This window comes from Pseudomonas sp. GCEP-101, assembly GCF_025133575.1.
Lineage (GTDB): Bacteria > Pseudomonadota > Gammaproteobacteria > Pseudomonadales > Pseudomonadaceae > Pseudomonas > Pseudomonas nitroreducens_B.
In genome coordinates this window covers 1179360-1194939 of record NZ_CP104011.1, presented here as the reverse complement: position 1 = coordinate 1194939, position 15580 = coordinate 1179360, and the positions used below count along the sequence as shown (strand labels likewise).

Below are 15580 nucleotides of genomic sequence, written 5' to 3'. Positions count from 1 at the left end.
CGATGCTGGCTGCGGCACACCCATCCCTGGAGCGAATCTCGCCGGAACTGCTCGCGCGCATCGTCGCGTCGCGCCGGGTGATTCTGCTGGCGAATAACCCGGCGATCACCCGCGACCATGTCGATGCGCTCGCGCTCGGGCCTGAGGATCTGGTGGTGAGTTTCAACAAGTGCCGCAACCGCACGCTGCTGCGCCGCAAATTGCACAACGTGTTCATTCATCGGCACAACTACCGCAAGAGCGGGTACTTCGGCTTCCCCTACAAGGGATGGCTGCGGCTGTTCCCCTGGTTCAATGCACGCTTCCACAGTGTTCTGCTGGGAGGCGAGGTGGAGGCCTTGCCCGCTTCGCATCGCAAAGCCTCGTTCCTGCCGCTCAAGCAGCCGTTTCCTGCGCTGGAAGATTATCCCTACGAGCGCCTGCCGAGCCGCGGCGGCCCTTCCACGGGGTTCTACGCTCTGGCCTTCTTCGATTACGTGAAGCGTCTCAAGCAGGCTGACTACGAGATTGTCCTGGTTGGATTTTCCGATGAGGGCGGCTCGTTCTGGGATGGCCATGCCTGGGACTTCGAACGGGAATGGACCCGCGAAAGCGGCGTTACCGTCATCAAACTCTGATTCCCGGCGGCGATCGCCGTCGATCACTGACTTGCCAGCGTGGTGTTATGCAACTCGAAAGACGGTCGGATTGGTTGAAACTGGTGGGGCTGGCCTTCGCCGTCCTTACGCTGAGCATGCTGGTGGTGGGGCGCTTCTGGTGGCCGACGGAAAACGGCGACTGGCTCAAGAGCATTCGCCTTGGGGCGTTTCTCGCGGTGATCTTCCTGTCGCTGGAGCTGTTCCGTGAGCGTGCGCGGCTGGCCAGCGTACCCTTCCTGCTCTATCTGGTGTTCTGGGTGGGGCTGTTACTCAATTCGATCCTGACCGACTCCCCCAGCTCGGTGAAACAGCTGCTGGTCATCCTGTTCTTCACCTGGGTCGTGATGATCATGGGAGGCCGCGAGAGCCGGCCGTGGCTGTTCGTGCTCGGCCTGGATGCGCTGGCGGGCGCGGGTTTCGCCGGGTTCTCCCTGGTCAACAAGGCGCTCCAGGGGCAGTTCGATCTCGGCTACCGGATGATGAACATCAAGGACTCCGGCGTGCTCGGCATCGCCGACTTCGGCATCACCATCGAAGCGGGCATGCACTACGCCTTCTGCTTCATCGTGGCGGTATGGCTGCTGATGCGCGCGCGCAACGTGACGATGCGCACGGTCTGGCTGGCCTGCAGCCTGGTGTTGTTCGCCTACCTGTACTTCACCTTTGCGCGTTCCGCCTGGGTCGCCGGTCTGATGGGCGCTGGTCTGCTGGTGCTGTGCATGACCGAAGGGCGCCAGCGTCTCATTGCGGTCGGCTTGGCCGTGCTGGTCGGGCTGGCCGTGCTGGTCTTCGGCTTCGAGCAGGTCATGTACGAGTTCGGCTCCCGCGGGTTGACCCACCGCGACCAGATCTGGCGCGTGGTGTTCGAGCGCATTGGCGAGGCCTGGTGGTTCGGTCATGGCTCGCACACCGAGCTGGGCAAGGTCACCCTGTCCACTGGGCAGGTGGTGCGCAACCCTCACAGTCTCTACCTGGAAGTGCTCTACCAGTTCGGCCTGGTCGGCTTGTTCACCATGGTCTTGGCGATGGTCGCCTGCATCCGTGGGGCGTGGAAGGCACGTACCGAGTTCGCCAAGCTGTGGTTCGCAGTGATGGTATCCGCCGCGGTGGTAATGACCGTCGAGCTGCACTTCTTCGTCGCTGCGCCGAACCTGGTGTGGATGTGGTTCTGGCTGCCGATGGCGGGTTGCCTGGCGGTGGCGACCCAGCACAGGGTCGAGCGAGAGGCCTGACGGAAAGGGCCATCACGCCATGCGGCGTGATGGCTGCCATGCTCAGCGGCCGAACAGGCGAGCGAGCAAGCCGCTGCTTTTCTTGCCGCGGGTGACGTCGTTGCCCTTGTAGTTCTTCTGGGATGCCTTGGTGATGGTCCCGAAGCGCTGCTTCACCTTGTAGCTGTCCAGCGAGTAACCCGCTTGCAGTGCGTCGGCCAGGTAGCGGTCGAACAGCTCGATCAGATCCTTGCGCGGATGATCGAAGACCGCGCCGTCGAACCAGTGTTTCTCGCCCTGGCTTGCCAGGCGCTTGAACGAGTGCTTGTGCGACAGCTGCGTGCCGATGTCCGAATAGTGCAGGATCTTGATTGCTTCGATCGGGTGGCCTTCACCGTCGATGTTGTTGAACTGGGTGTCGAACGCCTGGATCAGTTGTGTATGGTCACGGAAGTAGTCGCGCAGCTTGTGGTGCGCCTTGCGGTCGCTACGGATCTGCTCCAGTGGCGGAAGGTGTTCCCTGGCCGCGGCGCAGTCCCACATCGACACGCAGAAGCGCCAGGACTCCTCGCCGCCCTTGGCCATGACGATCTTGCCCGGCTCGAAGGGGGTGTTCCACAGCTCCGCGATGTCGCTGAGGATGACCACGTCGGCGTCCATGTAGATCGCCCGGCCCTCGAACTGGCAGAACGCAGGAATGGCCCAGCGGAAGCCTGAGAACGGAGTGGTCCAGTCATCGCTGCGCCAGCCCTGCTGTTGTTCGGGATTGGAATACCAGAAGCTCTGCGGGTCGTGGGAGAGCTGCATCCAGTGGATCTCGAGGGGCTGGCTGGCGTGCTTGCGCAGGCTGTATTCCAGCACCATCATCTGTTCGAGATCGCAGTCGTTCGGATCACATCCGACGAAGATCTTCATCGTTTCGCTCATTTCCGGCATTCCCTGATCTGGCTGGAGGCTGGCTCCTGTTATGGGGTTACGCCCTGGAAGGTTCGTATTCGGCGATGAGGTCGCGACTGTCCAGGGGCGTCTTGGCGTTCTTGTTATAAAGCTCGAAGAAGGTGGCCAGGCCCAATTTGCGGATCAGTGCGAGGTCCTTCTTGTAGCGCAGCAAGTGCTTGAAATTACGTTTTCGCAGGGCACGGGACAAGGCTGTCGGGCGGGTGCGCAGGTCCGACAGGTCGATCAGCCCGTACTCGCCGGAGGGCGTCAGGATCACGTTGCCCAGGTGCAGCGAGCGGAAATAGATACCCAGGTCATGCACGCGTGCGATGAACGCGGCGAGCTCGCGCAGCAGCTCAAGCTGACGCTCGGGCGCCTGGAGGGGGATGTAGCTGCGCAGGGTCTCGCCGGGGAGCGGCTGGTAGCGCACGGCGGTGCGCTCGATGTCCGGGAAGCTGTAGGTCTGCAGCGTGCGCGGGCACGGGATGCCCCGGGTCGCCAGCGCCTGGCAGTTGGTCTGGAAGCGCTTCTCCGGCGGCGAGAGCAGCGCGGTGGAGAGCAGGCGCTTGCGCCGGAACAGCTTGAGGAAACTACCGTCGCGCAGGATCAGGACCTTGTCGCCATGGGGATCGCGTTCGATGACCTGGGCGCCGTCGACGAGTGAAAGGTAGGAGGAATCGTCGAGGGCGTTCATCGGGACAGACTGTCAGACCTGGGGGCAACATGGAGTGGGACAGCGGTGGTATTATCCGCAGTCTTCTTACGACAAGGCAGCTTGCACTTCATGAGTGATTCTCCCCGGAGCGCCCAGCCGGTGTCCAGCATCAAGATCTACTTCCGCCTGCTCTCCTACGTGCGCCCGTACGCTGGCCTGTTCGCACTGAGCATCGTCGGTTTCCTGATCTTCGCTGCCACCCAGCCGATGCTTGCCGGCATCCTCAAGTATTTCGTCGATGGCCTGACCAATCCGGACGCCGCCCTCTTCCCCGACGCTCCCTGGCTCTGGCTGCGTGACCTGGAGTTGCTCTACGCCGTGCCGCTGCTGGTGGTGCTGATCGCCGTCTGGCAAGGCGTCGGCTCCTTCCTGGGCAACTATTTCCTGGCCAAGGTCTCGCTCGGCCTGGTCCACGACCTGCGTGTCGAACTGTTCAACAACCTGCTGACCCTGCCCAATCGCTATTTCGACCGGCACAACTCCGGCCACCTGATCTCGCGCATCACCTTCAACGTGACCATGGTCACCGGTGCCGCGACAGACGCCATCAAGGTGGTGATCCGCGAAGGCATGACCGTGGTGTTCCTATTCGCCTCGCTGCTGTACATGAACTGGAAGCTGACCCTGGTGATGCTGGCCATCCTGCCGGTCATCGCCGTCATGGTGACCAGCGCCAGCCGAAAATTCCGCAAGCAGAGCAAGAAGATCCAGGTGGCCATGGGCGACGTGACGCATGTCGCCTCGGAAACCATCCATGGCTATCGCGTGGTCCGCAGCTTCGGCGGCGAGCCATACGAGAGCCAGCGCTTCCTCAAGGTGAGCAACGACAACACCAAGCGGAACCTGCGCATGAACAAGACCTCGGCGGTCTACACGCCGATGCTGCAGCTGGTGATCTACAGCGCCATGGCCGTGCTGCTGTATCTGGTGCTGCTGCTGCGGGGCGATGCCACGGCGGGTGAACTGGTCGCCTACATCTCCATGGCCGGCCTGCTGCCCAAGCCGATCCGCCAGCTGTCGGAAGTCAGCTCCACCATTCAGAAGGGCGTCGCCGGTGCGGAGAGCATCTTCGACCAGCTCGACCAGCCGCAGGAAGTCGACAACGGCACCGCCGAGCGCGACCGCGTCAGCGGCCGCCTGGAGGTGAAGAACCTCAGCTTCACCTACCCGGGTACCGAGAAGCGGGTCCTCAACGATCTGAACTTCACCGTCGAGCCGGGCCAGATGGTGGCGCTGGTGGGGCGTTCGGGCAGCGGCAAATCGACGCTGGCCAACCTGATCCCGCGTTTCTATTCGCACAACGACGGGCAGATCCTGCTCGACGGCCTGGACGTCGAGGACTACAAGCTGCGCAACCTGCGCAAGCACATTGCCCTGGTCACCCAGCAGGTCAACCTGTTCAACGACAGCGTGCTCAACAACATCGCCTATGGCGACCTCGCCAGCAAGCCGCGCGAAGCGGTGGAGAAGGCTGCCGAAGACGCCTTCGCCCGCGAGTTCATCGACCGTCTGCCCGAAGGCTTCGAGACCGAGGTCGGCGAGAACGGCGTGATGCTTTCCGGGGGCCAGCGCCAGCGCCTGGCGATTGCCCGCGCGCTGCTCAAGGATGCGCCGGTGCTGATCCTCGACGAGGCCACCTCGGCGCTGGACACCGAGTCCGAGCGCCACATCCAGGCGGCCCTGGAGAAGGTCATGGAGGGCCGCACCACCCTGGTCATCGCCCACCGCCTGAGCACCATCGAGGCGGCGGATCTGATCCTGGTGATGGACCAAGGGCACATCGTCGAGCGCGGCACTCACGACGAACTGATCGCACAGAACGGCTACTACGCCCGCCTGCATGCCCGGCAGTTCGCCGACGACCCGGTCGAGGGCGGCGAAGAAGTGCCCGTCGAGCAGCCGGTATGACGCAGTCCCCGGCATGCTGAACCGCCTGCGAGTCTTCCGCGAGCGTGGCTGGACGCCCATCGCGGCGGCGGACTATGCCGCCGCCTGGCAGCGCTTCGGCGGCAGCGTCGCCACCCACCCGGAGGTAGTCGAGCGCCTCGCCGGCCTGGCCGGTATCCCGGTGCGCTACCTCGGCTGGTTCGAGAGCGGTGAGCTGCGCGCCGCCGTGCCGACCTGGGGCCGCCACCTGGCGCTGTCCAAGGACGTGCTCAAGCGCGCGGGCAAGAAGGCCCTGTTCGACCTGGGCAACGCCGAGATCATCCTGCCGATCGCCGACGGTGCGCGCATCGACCTGCGCCACCGGGTGCGCTACCTCTCCGAGTTGAATCGCGAGCAGGTCAGCGATGCCCGCGAACAGCCTGAACAACTGGCGATGAACCGCGCGCCGGCCGATTTCTCGAAGAAGTTCCGCTACAACCAGCGCCGCGAGCAGCGCCTGCTGGAAGAGGCGGGCGGCGTACTGCAACCGATGAGCGAGCTGAGCCCCGAGGAACAGGCGCGCATCTATGCCGACCTGTTCCAGCGCCGCTGGGAGTTCGAGGTGCCGGGCAAGGCGCGGCTGGCCGAGGTGTTCGGCCTGATGCGCGAATTCATGCGCGGCTCGCTGGTGCGCCTGGACGGCGAGCCGGTGGCGATCCAGATTCTCTACCGGGTCGAGGCGCCCAAATGGGTCAGCGTCGAATACATCAACGGCGGTGTAGCGCCGGAGAACCGCGAGTTCAGCCCCGGCAGCGTGCTCAGCTTCGTCAACACGCAAGAGGCCTGGGCCGAGGCCGAGGCGCTGGGCAAGCCGCTGCGCTATTCCTTCGGCCGTGCCGACCGTGAATACAAGGACCGCTGGTGCCACCGCGTGCCGGTGTTCCAGGTCTGAAGCGCCCTCTCCCTAACCCTCTCCCTGAAGGGAGAGGGGACTGGATCGGCGCAGGCTGAAAGCTTGGCGTCAGCCGGCACAGAATGGTGGGGGAGAGGGAAATCCGAGCGTCGATCTTTCCCGTAAGCGGATTCCATCCGCGATTGGCCTTGAGGGAGAACCACCATGTCCGGGCGTAAACAGCAACTGCTCAAACAGCACCGCCGCAAGAAACGTGTGGTGCTGCTCGTCGCCCTGCTGGCGCTGATCCTGCTGGGCATCGTCGCGCCCTGGTGGAGCGTGCCGCTGGCCGTGCTGCTCGGCTGGATCGCCCATGAGGCCTGGTTCGCCGACCACCTCTTCTATTCCCCGCGCGACGATTACCGCTACGACTTCCCCGAGGGCTCCATCGCCCTGCCGGTTTCCCTCGGCGCCCACGGCCTGCACGTCGCCACCGGCGCGCTGCCGGAGAACGAGGAAACGCTGGTGCTGGAAATCCAGGTCAAGGCCTCGCTGCTCGGCCGCTGGCTCGACCCGCAGGTGCTGATCGAGGGTGTCGAGTCTGATCGGCAGGACTTCGAGCGCGGCGTCAGCGGCACCCGCTACATCAATCTCTCCGGCCAGGGCGAAGCGCTACGCGCCGGCAAGCTGATCATCCGCAGCCGCCATTGCCGACTGGCGCAACAGGGTGTCCTGCATGCCTTCGACAATCCCGACTACGCCCGGCAGCGCCTGCTGATCGTCGCGCCCCACGCCGACGACGCCGAACTGGCCGCCTTCGGCCAGTACAGCCGCTGCCCGGAGGCCTGGATCGTCACCCTGACCCAGGGCGAGATCGAGGCCGAGCACTACCAGCGTCTTGGCCTGGACAAGGCCGAAGCCGCCCGGCTCAAGGGCCGCCTGCGCACCTGGGACAGCATTGCCGCGCCGCTCTGGGGCGGGGTGCCGGCCGAGCGCTGCGTGCAGTTGGGCTATTACTGCCTGCAATTGCCGGCGATGGCCGCCGAACCGAGCCAGGCGTTCGGCTCCAGGGAGTCCGGCGAGAGCGACATCCGCAGCGTGCGCGGCTTCAACCCGTTCGCCCTGCCGGCCGACAGCGACGGCGCGCCGACCTGGCTGAACCTGGTGGCCGACCTCACCGCGCTGATCGAACATATTCGTCCGGAGGTGATCCTCACCGCCCACCCGGAGCTGGACCCCCACGCCGACCACGTGCAGGCCACCCGCGCGACCCTGGAGGCGATCCAGCGCAGCAGCTGGAAACCGCAGACCCTGCTGCTCTACGCCAACCACCTGCACGACAACGACCGCTGGCCCATGGGCCCGGCCGACGGCGGCATCGCCCTGCCGCCGTGCATCGAGCCGTTGCCGGCCGACCCGCTGTGGAGCCCGGTGCTGGATGCCGCGACCCGCATCGACAAGGCCCAGGCGCTGGCCCTGCAGCATGATCTGCAGACCCCGCTCACCGGCAAGAAGCGCCTGCGCCGGCTGATCCAGCGCGTGCTCGCCGGGCGCGAGTGGCCGGCCACCGGCGACGACGAGTTCTTCCGCAAGGCGGTGCGTCGCCACGAGCTGTTCTGGGTGCGCAAACTGCCGTAACCCATCGGCGCCGCCCTGGCGCCGACCGCCCGGTGTTCGGCGCAAGTCGCACTGGGCGGCTATGGTATTATCCGCGGCGATTTCGACCTGCGGAGTTCCCATGAAATTGACCATGCCCCGATTCGATCAGGCCCCCGTGCTGGTGGTAGGCGACGTGATGCTCGACCGCTACTGGCACGGCGCGACCTCGCGCATCTCGCCCGAGGCGCCGGTGCCCGTGGTGCGGGTCGAGCAGCATGAGGACCGCCCCGGTGGCGCCGCCAACGTCGCGCTGAACCTCGCCGCCCTCGGCGCTCCGGCCTTCCTGGTCGGCGTCACCGGCGTCGACGAAGCGGCCGACAGCCTGAGCGACAGCCTGCGGGCGGTGGGCGTGACCACCCGCTTCCAGCGCATCGCCGGCCAGCCGACCATCGTCAAGCTGCGGGTCATGAGCCGCCACCAGCAACTGCTGCGCGTGGACTTCGAGGAAGCCTTCCGCACCGACGCCGTGGCCCTGTCCGCCGACGTCGAGGCGCTGCTGGACCAGGTCCGCGTGCTGGTGCTCTCCGATTACGGCAAGGGCGCGCTGAAGAACCACCAGCAACTGATCCAGGCCGCCCGCCAGCGCGGCATCCCGGTGCTGGCCGACCCCAAGGGCAAGGACTTCGCCATCTACCGCGGCGCCAGCCTGATCACCCCGAACCTCTCCGAATTCGAAGCCATCGTCGGTCGCTGCACCGACGAAGCCGACCTGGTCGCCAAGGGCCTGCAACTGATGACCGAGCTGGAGCTCGGCGCGCTGCTGGTCACCCGCGGCGAACACGGCATGACCCTGCTGCGCCCCGGCCACAGTGCCCTGCACCTGCCGGCCCGCGCCCGCGAAGTGTTTGATGTCACTGGCGCCGGCGACACGGTGATCTCCACCCTGGCCGGCGCCATCGCCGCCGGCGAGGACCTGCCGCAGGCCGTGGCCCTGGCCAACCTGGCGGCGGGCATCGTCGTCGGCAAGCTCGGCACCGCCGCCATCAGCGCCCCGGAACTGCGCCGCGCCGTGCAGCGCGAGCAGGGCTCCGAGCGTGGCGTGCTGAGCCTGGAACAACTGCTGCTGGCCATCGAAGACGCCCGCGCCCACGGCGAGAAGATCGTCTTCACCAACGGCTGCTTCGACATCCTCCACGCCGGCCACGTGACCTACCTGGAACAGGCCCGCGCCCAGGGTGACCGCCTGATCGTCGCCACCAACGACGACGCCTCGGTGACCCGCCTCAAGGGCCCGGGCCGCCCGATCAACAGCGTCGACCGCCGCATGGCCGTGCTCGCCGGTCTCGGCGCGGTGGACTGGGTCGTCAGCTTTGCCGAAGACACCCCCGAGCGCCTGCTCACCGAGGTCCGCCCCGACGTGCTGGTGAAGGGTGGCGACTACGGCGTCGAGCAGGTGGTTGGCGCCGATATCGTTCGCGCCTACGGCGGCGAAGTGCGCGTGCTGGGCCTGGTGGAAAACAGCTCCACCACCGCCATCGTCGAGAAGATTCGCCACCAGGGCTGAATCTTCGTTCCTGCGGATTCCCCTCACCCTCACCCTCTCCCAGGGGGAGAGGGGACCGTTCGGTGCAGGATGAAACCATGACGCCAGTCGGCACAATCTGCCCCCTCTCCCTGAGGGAGAGGGCTGGGTGAGGGGGAAGCCCAGGCACATTCTCTCCGGTTGCCCCCGCTCCCCCCACTGACCGCTCTGCCAGTGACCGGCGGCAAAGCGGTCATGGTTCCTCCGCCGATTCCCGGCGCATGATCACGGCATCCCCCCTCCGCGGAGCGAGATACCATGACCACCGACGTGCAGGGCCGCGCCCTGGCCGTGCTGAACCGTGTCGCCCAGGCCGACTGGCCGGACCGACTCAAGCTGCGCAAGCCCTTCGAACGACTGCTCTACAGCGGCAGCCGCACCGGCTTCCGGATGGCCAGCGAGCGTGCCGCCAAGCAACCCAAGACACCGCGCAAGGTTGACCCGGATGGGTTGTTCGACCTGTCCCTGTCCGACGAGCAGCAGATGCTGGCGGAGATGCTCGAAGGCTTCGCCGCCGAGGTACTGCGCCCCGCCGCCCATGAGGCCGACGCCAAGGCCCACCTAAGCCTGGAATTGCTGGCCCAGGCGCAGGAGCTGGGCTTGACCCACTACGGCGTCAGCGAGGTGCTGGGCGGCATGGCCGGCGAGCGCACCGTGGTGACCAATGCGCTCATCGCCGAATCCCTTGCCCGGGGCGACCTCAGCCTGGCGGCCGCGCTGCTGGTGCCGCTGTCGGCGGCCAACTGCATTCGCCGCTGGGCGTCGCCTGCCCAGCAGGCACGCTGGCTGCCGGCCTTCGTCGGTGAAGAGACGGCGCCGCTGATCGCCATCGCGGTGAGCGAGCCGCAGCTGCTGGCCGACCCGCAGCGCCTGTCCACCAAGGCGCGCAAGCGCGGTTCCAGCTACACGCTCTCCGGGGAAAAGTGCCTGGTCGTGCGCGGCGTCGATGCGCAGAAGCTGATCGTCGCGGCGGATGCCGGCGATGGCCCGGCGCTGTTCCTCGTCGACACCCGCGCCAAGGGGGTCGAGGTGCGCGCCGAACCGGCCATGGGCCTGAAGGCCGCCGGCACCGCACGGGTTCGCTTCAAGGGCGTCAAGGTCCCCGCCGAGCAGCGGCTGGCGGCGGAGCGCTTCGACTACCAGGCCTTCCTCGACTACACCGCCCTGGCCTGGTGTGCCCTGGCCGTGGGCACCGGGCAGGCCGCGCTGGACTACGTGATCACCTACTGCAACGAGCGCGAGGCCTTCGGCGAGCCGATCAGCCATCGCCAGGGCGTGGCCTTCATGGTGGCGGACATCGCCATCGAGCTGGATGCCATGCGCCTGATGGTCTGGCGCGCCTGCGCCCTGGCCGAGCGCGGCCAGGCGTTCCATCGCGAGGCCTATCTCGCGAAGCTGCTGTGCGCCGAGAAGGCGATGAAGATCGGCACCGACGCGGTGCAACTGCTCGGCGGCCACGGCTTCACCCAGGAACACCCGGCCGAGCGCTGGTACCGCGACCTGCGCGCCGTCAGCCTGATGGCTGGCGGGCTGCATCTCTAAGGAGCTTTGCATGTACCTTGAGACGCCGAAGAAATTCCGCACCCTGCAGAACCAGGCCCGCCAGGTGGCGGAGAACTACCTGCGGCCGATTTCGCGCAAGTACGACAAGGCCGAGCACGCCTACCCCAAGGAGCTGGACCTGCTGGCCGCGCTGCTGGACGGCATGAATGCCGGCTCGCCGGATGCCGTGGGCGCCACCTCGGCCAGCAAGCGCAAGGCTGGCGCAGAACAGGGCGCAGAGCAGGGCGTGAAGAACGGCGGCAACCTCTCCGCCTGCCTGGGCGTGATGGAAATGTGCTGGGGCGACACCGGCCTGTTGCTGGCCATGCCGCGCCAGGGGTTGGGCAACGCCGCCATCGCCGCGGTGGCCAACGAGGAGCAGCTCAAGCGCTTCGCCGGCACCTGGGCGGCCATGGCCATCACCGAACCGGGCTGCGGTTCGGACTCGGCGGCGATCCGCACCACCGCCACCCGCGATGGCGATCACTATGTGCTCAACGGCGAGAAGATCTTCGTCACCTCCGGCGCCCGCGCCGATGCGGTGGTGGTCTGGGCGACCCTGGACAAGAGCCTGGGCCGCGCGGCGATCAAGTCCTTCGTGGTGGAGAAGGGCACGCCGGGCATGACCGTCACCCGCCTGGAGAAGAAACTCGGCATCAAGGCCTCGGACACCGCCTCCATCAGCTTCAGCGACTGCCGCGTGCCGGCCGCCAACCTGCTGGGCAATGCCGAGATCGACGTGCAGAAGGGCTTTGCCGGGGTGATGGAAACCTTCGACAACACCCGCCCGCTGGTGGCTGCCATGGCGATCGGCGTGGCCAAGGCCTCGCTGGATCGCACCCGCGAACTGCTGAAGAGGGCCGGCTGCCGCTTCGACTATCGCCAGCCGCTGCTGAGCGCCAGCCACGCCGAAGCCACGTTGTACCGGCTGGAAGCCGAATGGGAGGCCGCGCGCCTGCTGACGCTGAAGGCGGCGTGGATGGCCGACAACCGCCTGCCCAACTCCAAGGAGGCGTCCATCGCCAAGGCCAAGGCCGGGCGGGTGGCCAATGAGGTGACGCTGAAATGCATCGAGCTGGCCGGCGCACTGGGTTATGGGGAGGAGGAACTGCTGGAGAAGTGGGCGCGGGATTCGAAGATCCTCGACATCTTCGAAGGTACCCAGCAGATCCAGTTGTTGATTGTGGCGCGGCGGCTGCTGGGCAAGAGTTCCAGTCAGTTGAAGTGACGGCGGTGCTTTTCGTAGGAGCGAGCTTGCTCGCGAACCGCCCAATGTTGGCATTGGCCGGTCGATCTGGTTCGCGAGCAAGCTCGCTCCTACAGGGTCGCTCCGACCATCAACGTGGCCGGTTCAAATCGGCGGAGTCACGCCGTGCGCCGCCCGCTGCCGGCATTGCCGGCGGCGGGCGGCCACTGCTCCATCCATTCGCGGAAGCGGATGCGTTCCTCGCGCACGAGCCAGCCGTCCTGGCTGGCGAAGCTCTCCGACAGCCACAGGCCGCGGGTGCTCGCCTTGCACAGTTCGCCCTTGCTCAGGGTGAACAGCTCGCCGGTCGGTTGCCCGTGCTCCAGCGGCAGCAGGTAGATGTCCGGGCGGCGACGGTCCAGCCGCGCCACCAGCGGGCCGCTTTCGAGTTTCTCGTCGACGTGGAACAGGCTCACCTCGCGGGCGTCCTTGGGCAGCTCCATGCGCAGGTCGTAGACCAGCTGCAGCGACGCCGTCGGCAGGTGCACGTACGCCTGGGGGCGCTCCAGCAGGCGCAGCGCGCCGGCCTGCACCGGGCGCGAGGCGCCGGACAGCGGGGTGAGGGAGAAGTGGCTGCTCTCGCGGTAGCGCAGGATGCCCTCGTAGGGCGTCGGCAGCCAGGTGTCGCCGAAGCGTCCGCCGAGCCAGCCGTCGGCGGTTTCCACCAGGCATTCCTCGGCCACTTCCTGGATCGCCGTGAGCAGCGGCAGGTTCAGTTCGTGGGCCGGCACGTAGCCGGAGATCAGCTTGAGCACCGTGTCGCCACGGTCTTCGCGCCGCTGGCGCACCAGGATCCAGTGGTCGCGGCCCTGGTAGCTCAGGGTCAGTCGCACCGACACGCCGAGGTTGGCCAGTTCGGCGGTGAAGCGCTCGGTCTCGTCGATCTCGATGGGGCGACGCTTTTCCAGGACCTGGGCGAAGTTCAGGGGCTTGCCGAGGGTCTGGTAGGCGAGCCCTTCCGGGCTGGCGTCCACCAGCAGCGGCAGGGTCTTGAAGGCGGTCGGGTCCTTGCGGGCGAGCGTACGGGGCATAGGGACTCCTTCTCGTACAGGGCGCCGGGTTGCGCTGGCACGTCCTGCCGTGGCAGGCGGCGCCGACGCGAACGCTGACCGTCCTGGGGACGGTCCGGCCGATCGTTCATAACGGGGTCGCTACAACCTGGACAGCCTGGCACCGATCCTGGTGCCATCGAAAATCAAAAGGATTTCCGGATTTTTCCCTGAAAGGCTTGGCGATTCCGAGGCTTTTGCGGGGGAATCGCCGGTTGGCGACAGTTTCTGTGCCCCGCGCATTTCATCGGGGGAGTTGGAGCATGGCACAGGAATGCGTAATCCACATGACCGCCGATCAGCGGTCGAGCACCTGGGCGGCGATCTCCACGTTGTGCGCCAGGTGCAGCGGATTGATGGTGCCGACGATGGCGCTGGCGACGCCCGGGTGCCCCAGCACCAGCTCGAAACTGGCGCGTACCGGGTCCACGCCCGGCGCGAGGGCGGCGTGTCCGCTGGCCAGGGCCTTCTTGATCAGGATGCCGCGGCCGACGGCCTGGGCATGGTCGATCACCGGTTTTTCCGCCTGCTCGTTGAGGTTGTAGGTGACCATCGCGCAATCGCCGCGCTCCAGCGCCAGCAGGCCGCCATCCGCCGTCTTGCCGGAGAATCCGAAACCGCGGATCAGCCCTTCCTGCTTCAGGGCCTCCAGGGTCGCGTAGACCTCGGTGCCGCGCAGGATGCCCAGGTCATTGCCGTCCGAATGCACCAGCACCAGGTCGATGTAGTCGGTCTCCAGGCGCCGCAGGCTGCGCTCCACCGAGCGACGGGTGTGGGCGGCGCTGAAGTCGAACAGCGACTGGCCGCCGACGAACTCCTCGCCGGTCTTGCTGACGATCACCCACGCCTCGCGCTGGCCGCGCAGCAGCGGGCCAAGGCGTTCTTCGCTGCGCCCGTAGGCCGGGGCGGTGTCGATGAGGTTGATGCCCAGCTCGCGCGCCAGCGCGATCAGGTCGGCGGCCTCGCGGTCATCGGGGATGCGGAAGCCCTCGGGGTACTTCACGCCCTGGTCGCGGCCGAGCTTCACGGTGCCCAGGCCCAGGGGCGAAACGCTGAGGCCGGTGCTGCCCAGTGGGCGGTGCAGGTGATGCAGGGTCTTCATCCGAACAGTTCCTCCCACACCGGCTGGGCCATGGCCGGGCGCGGCAGGCTCGGCAGGGCGGCGTGCGCCTGCGGGCGGATGCCGCTCTTGTCCAGGGATTCGACGACGCGGTCGGCGAAGTTGGGCGCCAGGGCCAGCTTGGTCGGCCAGCCGACCAGCAGCGCGCCGTCCTCGGCGAGGAAGGCGCTGTCCGGGCGCAGCAGGTTGTTCTGCGAAGGCTCGGCGCGGTCCACGCGCAGGGTGGCCCAGCGGGCGGCGGAAAGGTCGATCCACGGCACCAGCTTGTGCAGCTCGCGCTGCGCCTCGGCGATCTGCTCGGCCTCGCTGCGCGCCACGCCGCCGGCTTCGGCGATGTCGCCGCCCAGGTACCAGACCCAGTCGCCATTGCTCAGTGGGTGGGTGGTGACGGTGACGCGGGGTTTCGGCCCGCCGCCCAGGCAGTGGGCGTACAGCGGTTTCAGCGTCGGCGCGGTGACCAGCACCATGTGCAGCGGGCGACGCTGCATCTCCGGGCGTTCCAGGCCCAGCTCGCGCAGCAGCGCCTCGTTGCCGGCGCCGGCGCTGAGCACCACGCGCTGGGCGCGGATGTCACGGCCGTCCACGCGCAGGCCGGCCAGGCTGTCGCCGTCGCGCAGGGCTTCGATGCGCTCGCCGGCCAGCAGGCTATCGCCGGCCAGCTCGGCCAGGCGGGCGATCAGGCTGGGCACGTCCAGCACCAGTTCGGTCAGGCGGTAGGCCTTGCCCTTGAAGGCCTTGTCCTGCAGCGCTGGCGGCAGGTCCGCACCTTTCACCTGGGCGACGCGGCTGCGCACCGCCTTGCTGGCGAAGAAGCTGGTGAGGTTGCCGGCCAGGCCGCCGGGCGACCACAGGTAATGGGCATCGGAAAGCACGCGCACGCCGCGCAGGTCCACCTCGCCGGTGCCGGCCAGGCAATCGCGCCACAGCGCCGGCATGTCGGCGATGGCTTCCGAGGCGCCGGTCAGCGCGCCGTGCAGCGCGTACTTGGTGCCGCCATGGATGATCCCCTGCGAGCGCAGGCTCTGCACGCCGCCCAGCGCGGTGCTCTCCACCAGCACGGTGGAAAAGCCGGCGCGCCGCAGGCGGGCATTGAGCCACAGGCCGGCGATGCCGCCGCCGACGATGAGGATGTCGGTGCTCAGGGATTCGGACATGAAAGCGCCTCGAGGGAAAACGAAGCG

The 15580-nt window shown here is 67.1% G+C and carries 13 protein-coding genes; 8 read left to right on the top strand and 5 right to left on the bottom strand.

What is annotated here, in order from left to right; genetic code table 11:
• Window positions 1-2: 2 nt before the first annotated feature.
• Together N0B71_RS05510 and N0B71_RS05505 are read left to right on the top strand one after the other, a co-directional pair.
• Window positions 3-617: a hypothetical protein gene (locus tag N0B71_RS05510; protein ID WP_259757715.1), complete on the top strand. Its 615-nt coding sequence runs from the start codon at window positions 3-5 to the stop codon at window positions 615-617.
• A gap of 47 nt (window positions 618-664) precedes the next feature.
• The gene (locus N0B71_RS05505) at window positions 665-1870 is read left to right on the top strand and encodes an O-antigen ligase family protein (protein ID WP_259757714.1); all 1206 of its coding nucleotides are present in this window, start codon (window positions 665-667) and stop codon (window positions 1868-1870) included.
• Between the two features lie 42 nt (window positions 1871-1912).
• Here the strand turns inward: N0B71_RS05505 and N0B71_RS05500 are convergent, their stop codons facing one another.
• Both N0B71_RS05500 and N0B71_RS05495 read right to left on the bottom strand, forming a co-directional pair.
• On the bottom strand, window positions 1913-2776 hold the full coding sequence (locus tag N0B71_RS05500) for a glycosyltransferase (protein ID WP_259757713.1): 864 nt from the start codon (window positions 2774-2776) through the stop codon (window positions 1913-1915).
• 46 nt (window positions 2777-2822) lie between these two features.
• Window positions 2823-3482 carry a phosphotransferase gene (locus tag N0B71_RS05495; RefSeq protein ID WP_259757712.1) on the bottom strand — a complete coding sequence of 220 codons (660 nt, stop codon included), beginning with the start codon at window positions 3480-3482 and terminating at the stop codon, window positions 2823-2825.
• Between the two features lie 90 nt (window positions 3483-3572).
• Here N0B71_RS05495 and msbA point away from each other — a divergent pair, with 90 nt between their 5' ends.
• The 6 genes from msbA to N0B71_RS05465 all read left to right on the top strand — a co-directional run bounded on the left by msbA (window position 3573) and on the right by N0B71_RS05465 (window position 12212).
• Window positions 3573-5411 (top strand): lipid A export permease/ATP-binding protein MsbA, encoded by a 1839-nt coding sequence (msbA, locus tag N0B71_RS05490; RefSeq protein WP_259757711.1) that lies wholly within the window; start codon window positions 3573-3575, stop codon window positions 5409-5411.
• A gap of 13 nt (window positions 5412-5424) precedes the next feature.
• Window positions 5425-6321: an antimicrobial resistance protein Mig-14 gene (locus N0B71_RS05485; RefSeq protein WP_259757710.1), complete on the top strand. Its 897-nt coding sequence runs from the start codon at window positions 5425-5427 to the stop codon at window positions 6319-6321.
• 165 nt (window positions 6322-6486) lie between these two features.
• Entirely contained in the window at window positions 6487-7899 is a 1413-nt protein-coding gene (locus N0B71_RS05480) for a PIG-L deacetylase family protein (protein ID WP_259757709.1), read from the top strand.
• Between the two features lie 100 nt (window positions 7900-7999).
• The gene (hldE, locus tag N0B71_RS05475; RefSeq protein WP_259757708.1) at window positions 8000-9424 is read left to right on the top strand and encodes a bifunctional D-glycero-beta-D-manno-heptose-7-phosphate kinase/D-glycero-beta-D-manno-heptose 1-phosphate adenylyltransferase HldE; all 1425 of its coding nucleotides are present in this window, start codon (window positions 8000-8002) and stop codon (window positions 9422-9424) included.
• A 276-nt stretch (window positions 9425-9700) separates the two neighbouring features.
• Complete coding sequence (locus N0B71_RS05470) at window positions 9701-10984, top strand: acyl-CoA dehydrogenase family protein (RefSeq protein ID WP_259757707.1); 1284 nt, start codon at window positions 9701-9703, stop codon at window positions 10982-10984.
• A 10-nt stretch (window positions 10985-10994) separates the two neighbouring features.
• Window positions 10995-12212 carry an acyl-CoA dehydrogenase family protein gene (locus N0B71_RS05465; protein WP_259757706.1) on the top strand — a complete coding sequence of 406 codons (1218 nt, stop codon included), beginning with the start codon at window positions 10995-10997 and terminating at the stop codon, window positions 12210-12212.
• Between the two features lie 137 nt (window positions 12213-12349).
• Here N0B71_RS05465 and N0B71_RS05460 read toward each other — a convergent pair whose 3' ends face one another.
• The 3 genes from N0B71_RS05460 to N0B71_RS05450 form a co-directional block, all read right to left on the bottom strand.
• Window positions 12350-13261, bottom strand: a complete 912-nt coding sequence (locus N0B71_RS05460; RefSeq protein WP_259757705.1) for a metal ABC transporter ATPase — start codon at window positions 13259-13261, stop codon at window positions 12350-12352.
• A 316-nt stretch (window positions 13262-13577) separates the two neighbouring features.
• Entirely contained in the window at window positions 13578-14381 is an 804-nt protein-coding gene (locus N0B71_RS05455; RefSeq protein WP_259757704.1) for an aldo/keto reductase, read from the bottom strand.
• The gene (locus tag N0B71_RS05450; protein ID WP_259757702.1) at window positions 14378-15553 is read right to left on the bottom strand and encodes an NAD(P)/FAD-dependent oxidoreductase; all 1176 of its coding nucleotides are present in this window, start codon (window positions 15551-15553) and stop codon (window positions 14378-14380) included. The genes N0B71_RS05455 and N0B71_RS05450 overlap by 4 nt, the downstream gene beginning before the upstream one ends.
• Window positions 15554-15580: the final 27 nt, after the last annotated feature.

Coding starts and splice junctions, on each gene's coding strand:
- N0B71_RS05465 (WP_259757706.1), top strand. CDS start 10,995: ATGTACCTTGAGACGCCGAAGAAATTCCGCACCCTGCAGAACCAGGCC.
- N0B71_RS05480 (WP_259757709.1), top strand. CDS start 6,487: ATGTCCGGGCGTAAACAGCAACTGCTCAAACAGCACCGCCGCAAGAAA.
- N0B71_RS05510 (WP_259757715.1), top strand. CDS start 3: ATGCTGGCTGCGGCACACCCATCCCTGGAGCGAATCTCGCCGGAACTG.
- N0B71_RS05455 (WP_259757704.1), bottom strand. CDS start 14,381: ATGAAGACCCTGCATCACCTGCACCGCCCACTGGGCAGCACCGGCCTC.
- N0B71_RS05500 (WP_259757713.1), bottom strand. CDS start 2,776: ATGAGCGAAACGATGAAGATCTTCGTCGGATGTGATCCGAACGACTGC.
- N0B71_RS05470 (WP_259757707.1), top strand. CDS start 9,701: ATGACCACCGACGTGCAGGGCCGCGCCCTGGCCGTGCTGAACCGTGTC.
- N0B71_RS05485 (WP_259757710.1), top strand. CDS start 5,425: ATGCTGAACCGCCTGCGAGTCTTCCGCGAGCGTGGCTGGACGCCCATC.
- hldE (WP_259757708.1), top strand. CDS start 8,000: ATGAAATTGACCATGCCCCGATTCGATCAGGCCCCCGTGCTGGTGGTA.
- N0B71_RS05495 (WP_259757712.1), bottom strand. CDS start 3,482: ATGAACGCCCTCGACGATTCCTCCTACCTTTCACTCGTCGACGGCGCC.
- N0B71_RS05505 (WP_259757714.1), top strand. CDS start 665: ATGCAACTCGAAAGACGGTCGGATTGGTTGAAACTGGTGGGGCTGGCC.
- N0B71_RS05460 (WP_259757705.1), bottom strand. CDS start 13,261: ATGCCCCGTACGCTCGCCCGCAAGGACCCGACCGCCTTCAAGACCCTG.
- msbA (WP_259757711.1), top strand. CDS start 3,573: ATGAGTGATTCTCCCCGGAGCGCCCAGCCGGTGTCCAGCATCAAGATC.
- N0B71_RS05450 (WP_259757702.1), bottom strand. CDS start 15,553: ATGTCCGAATCCCTGAGCACCGACATCCTCATCGTCGGCGGCGGCATC.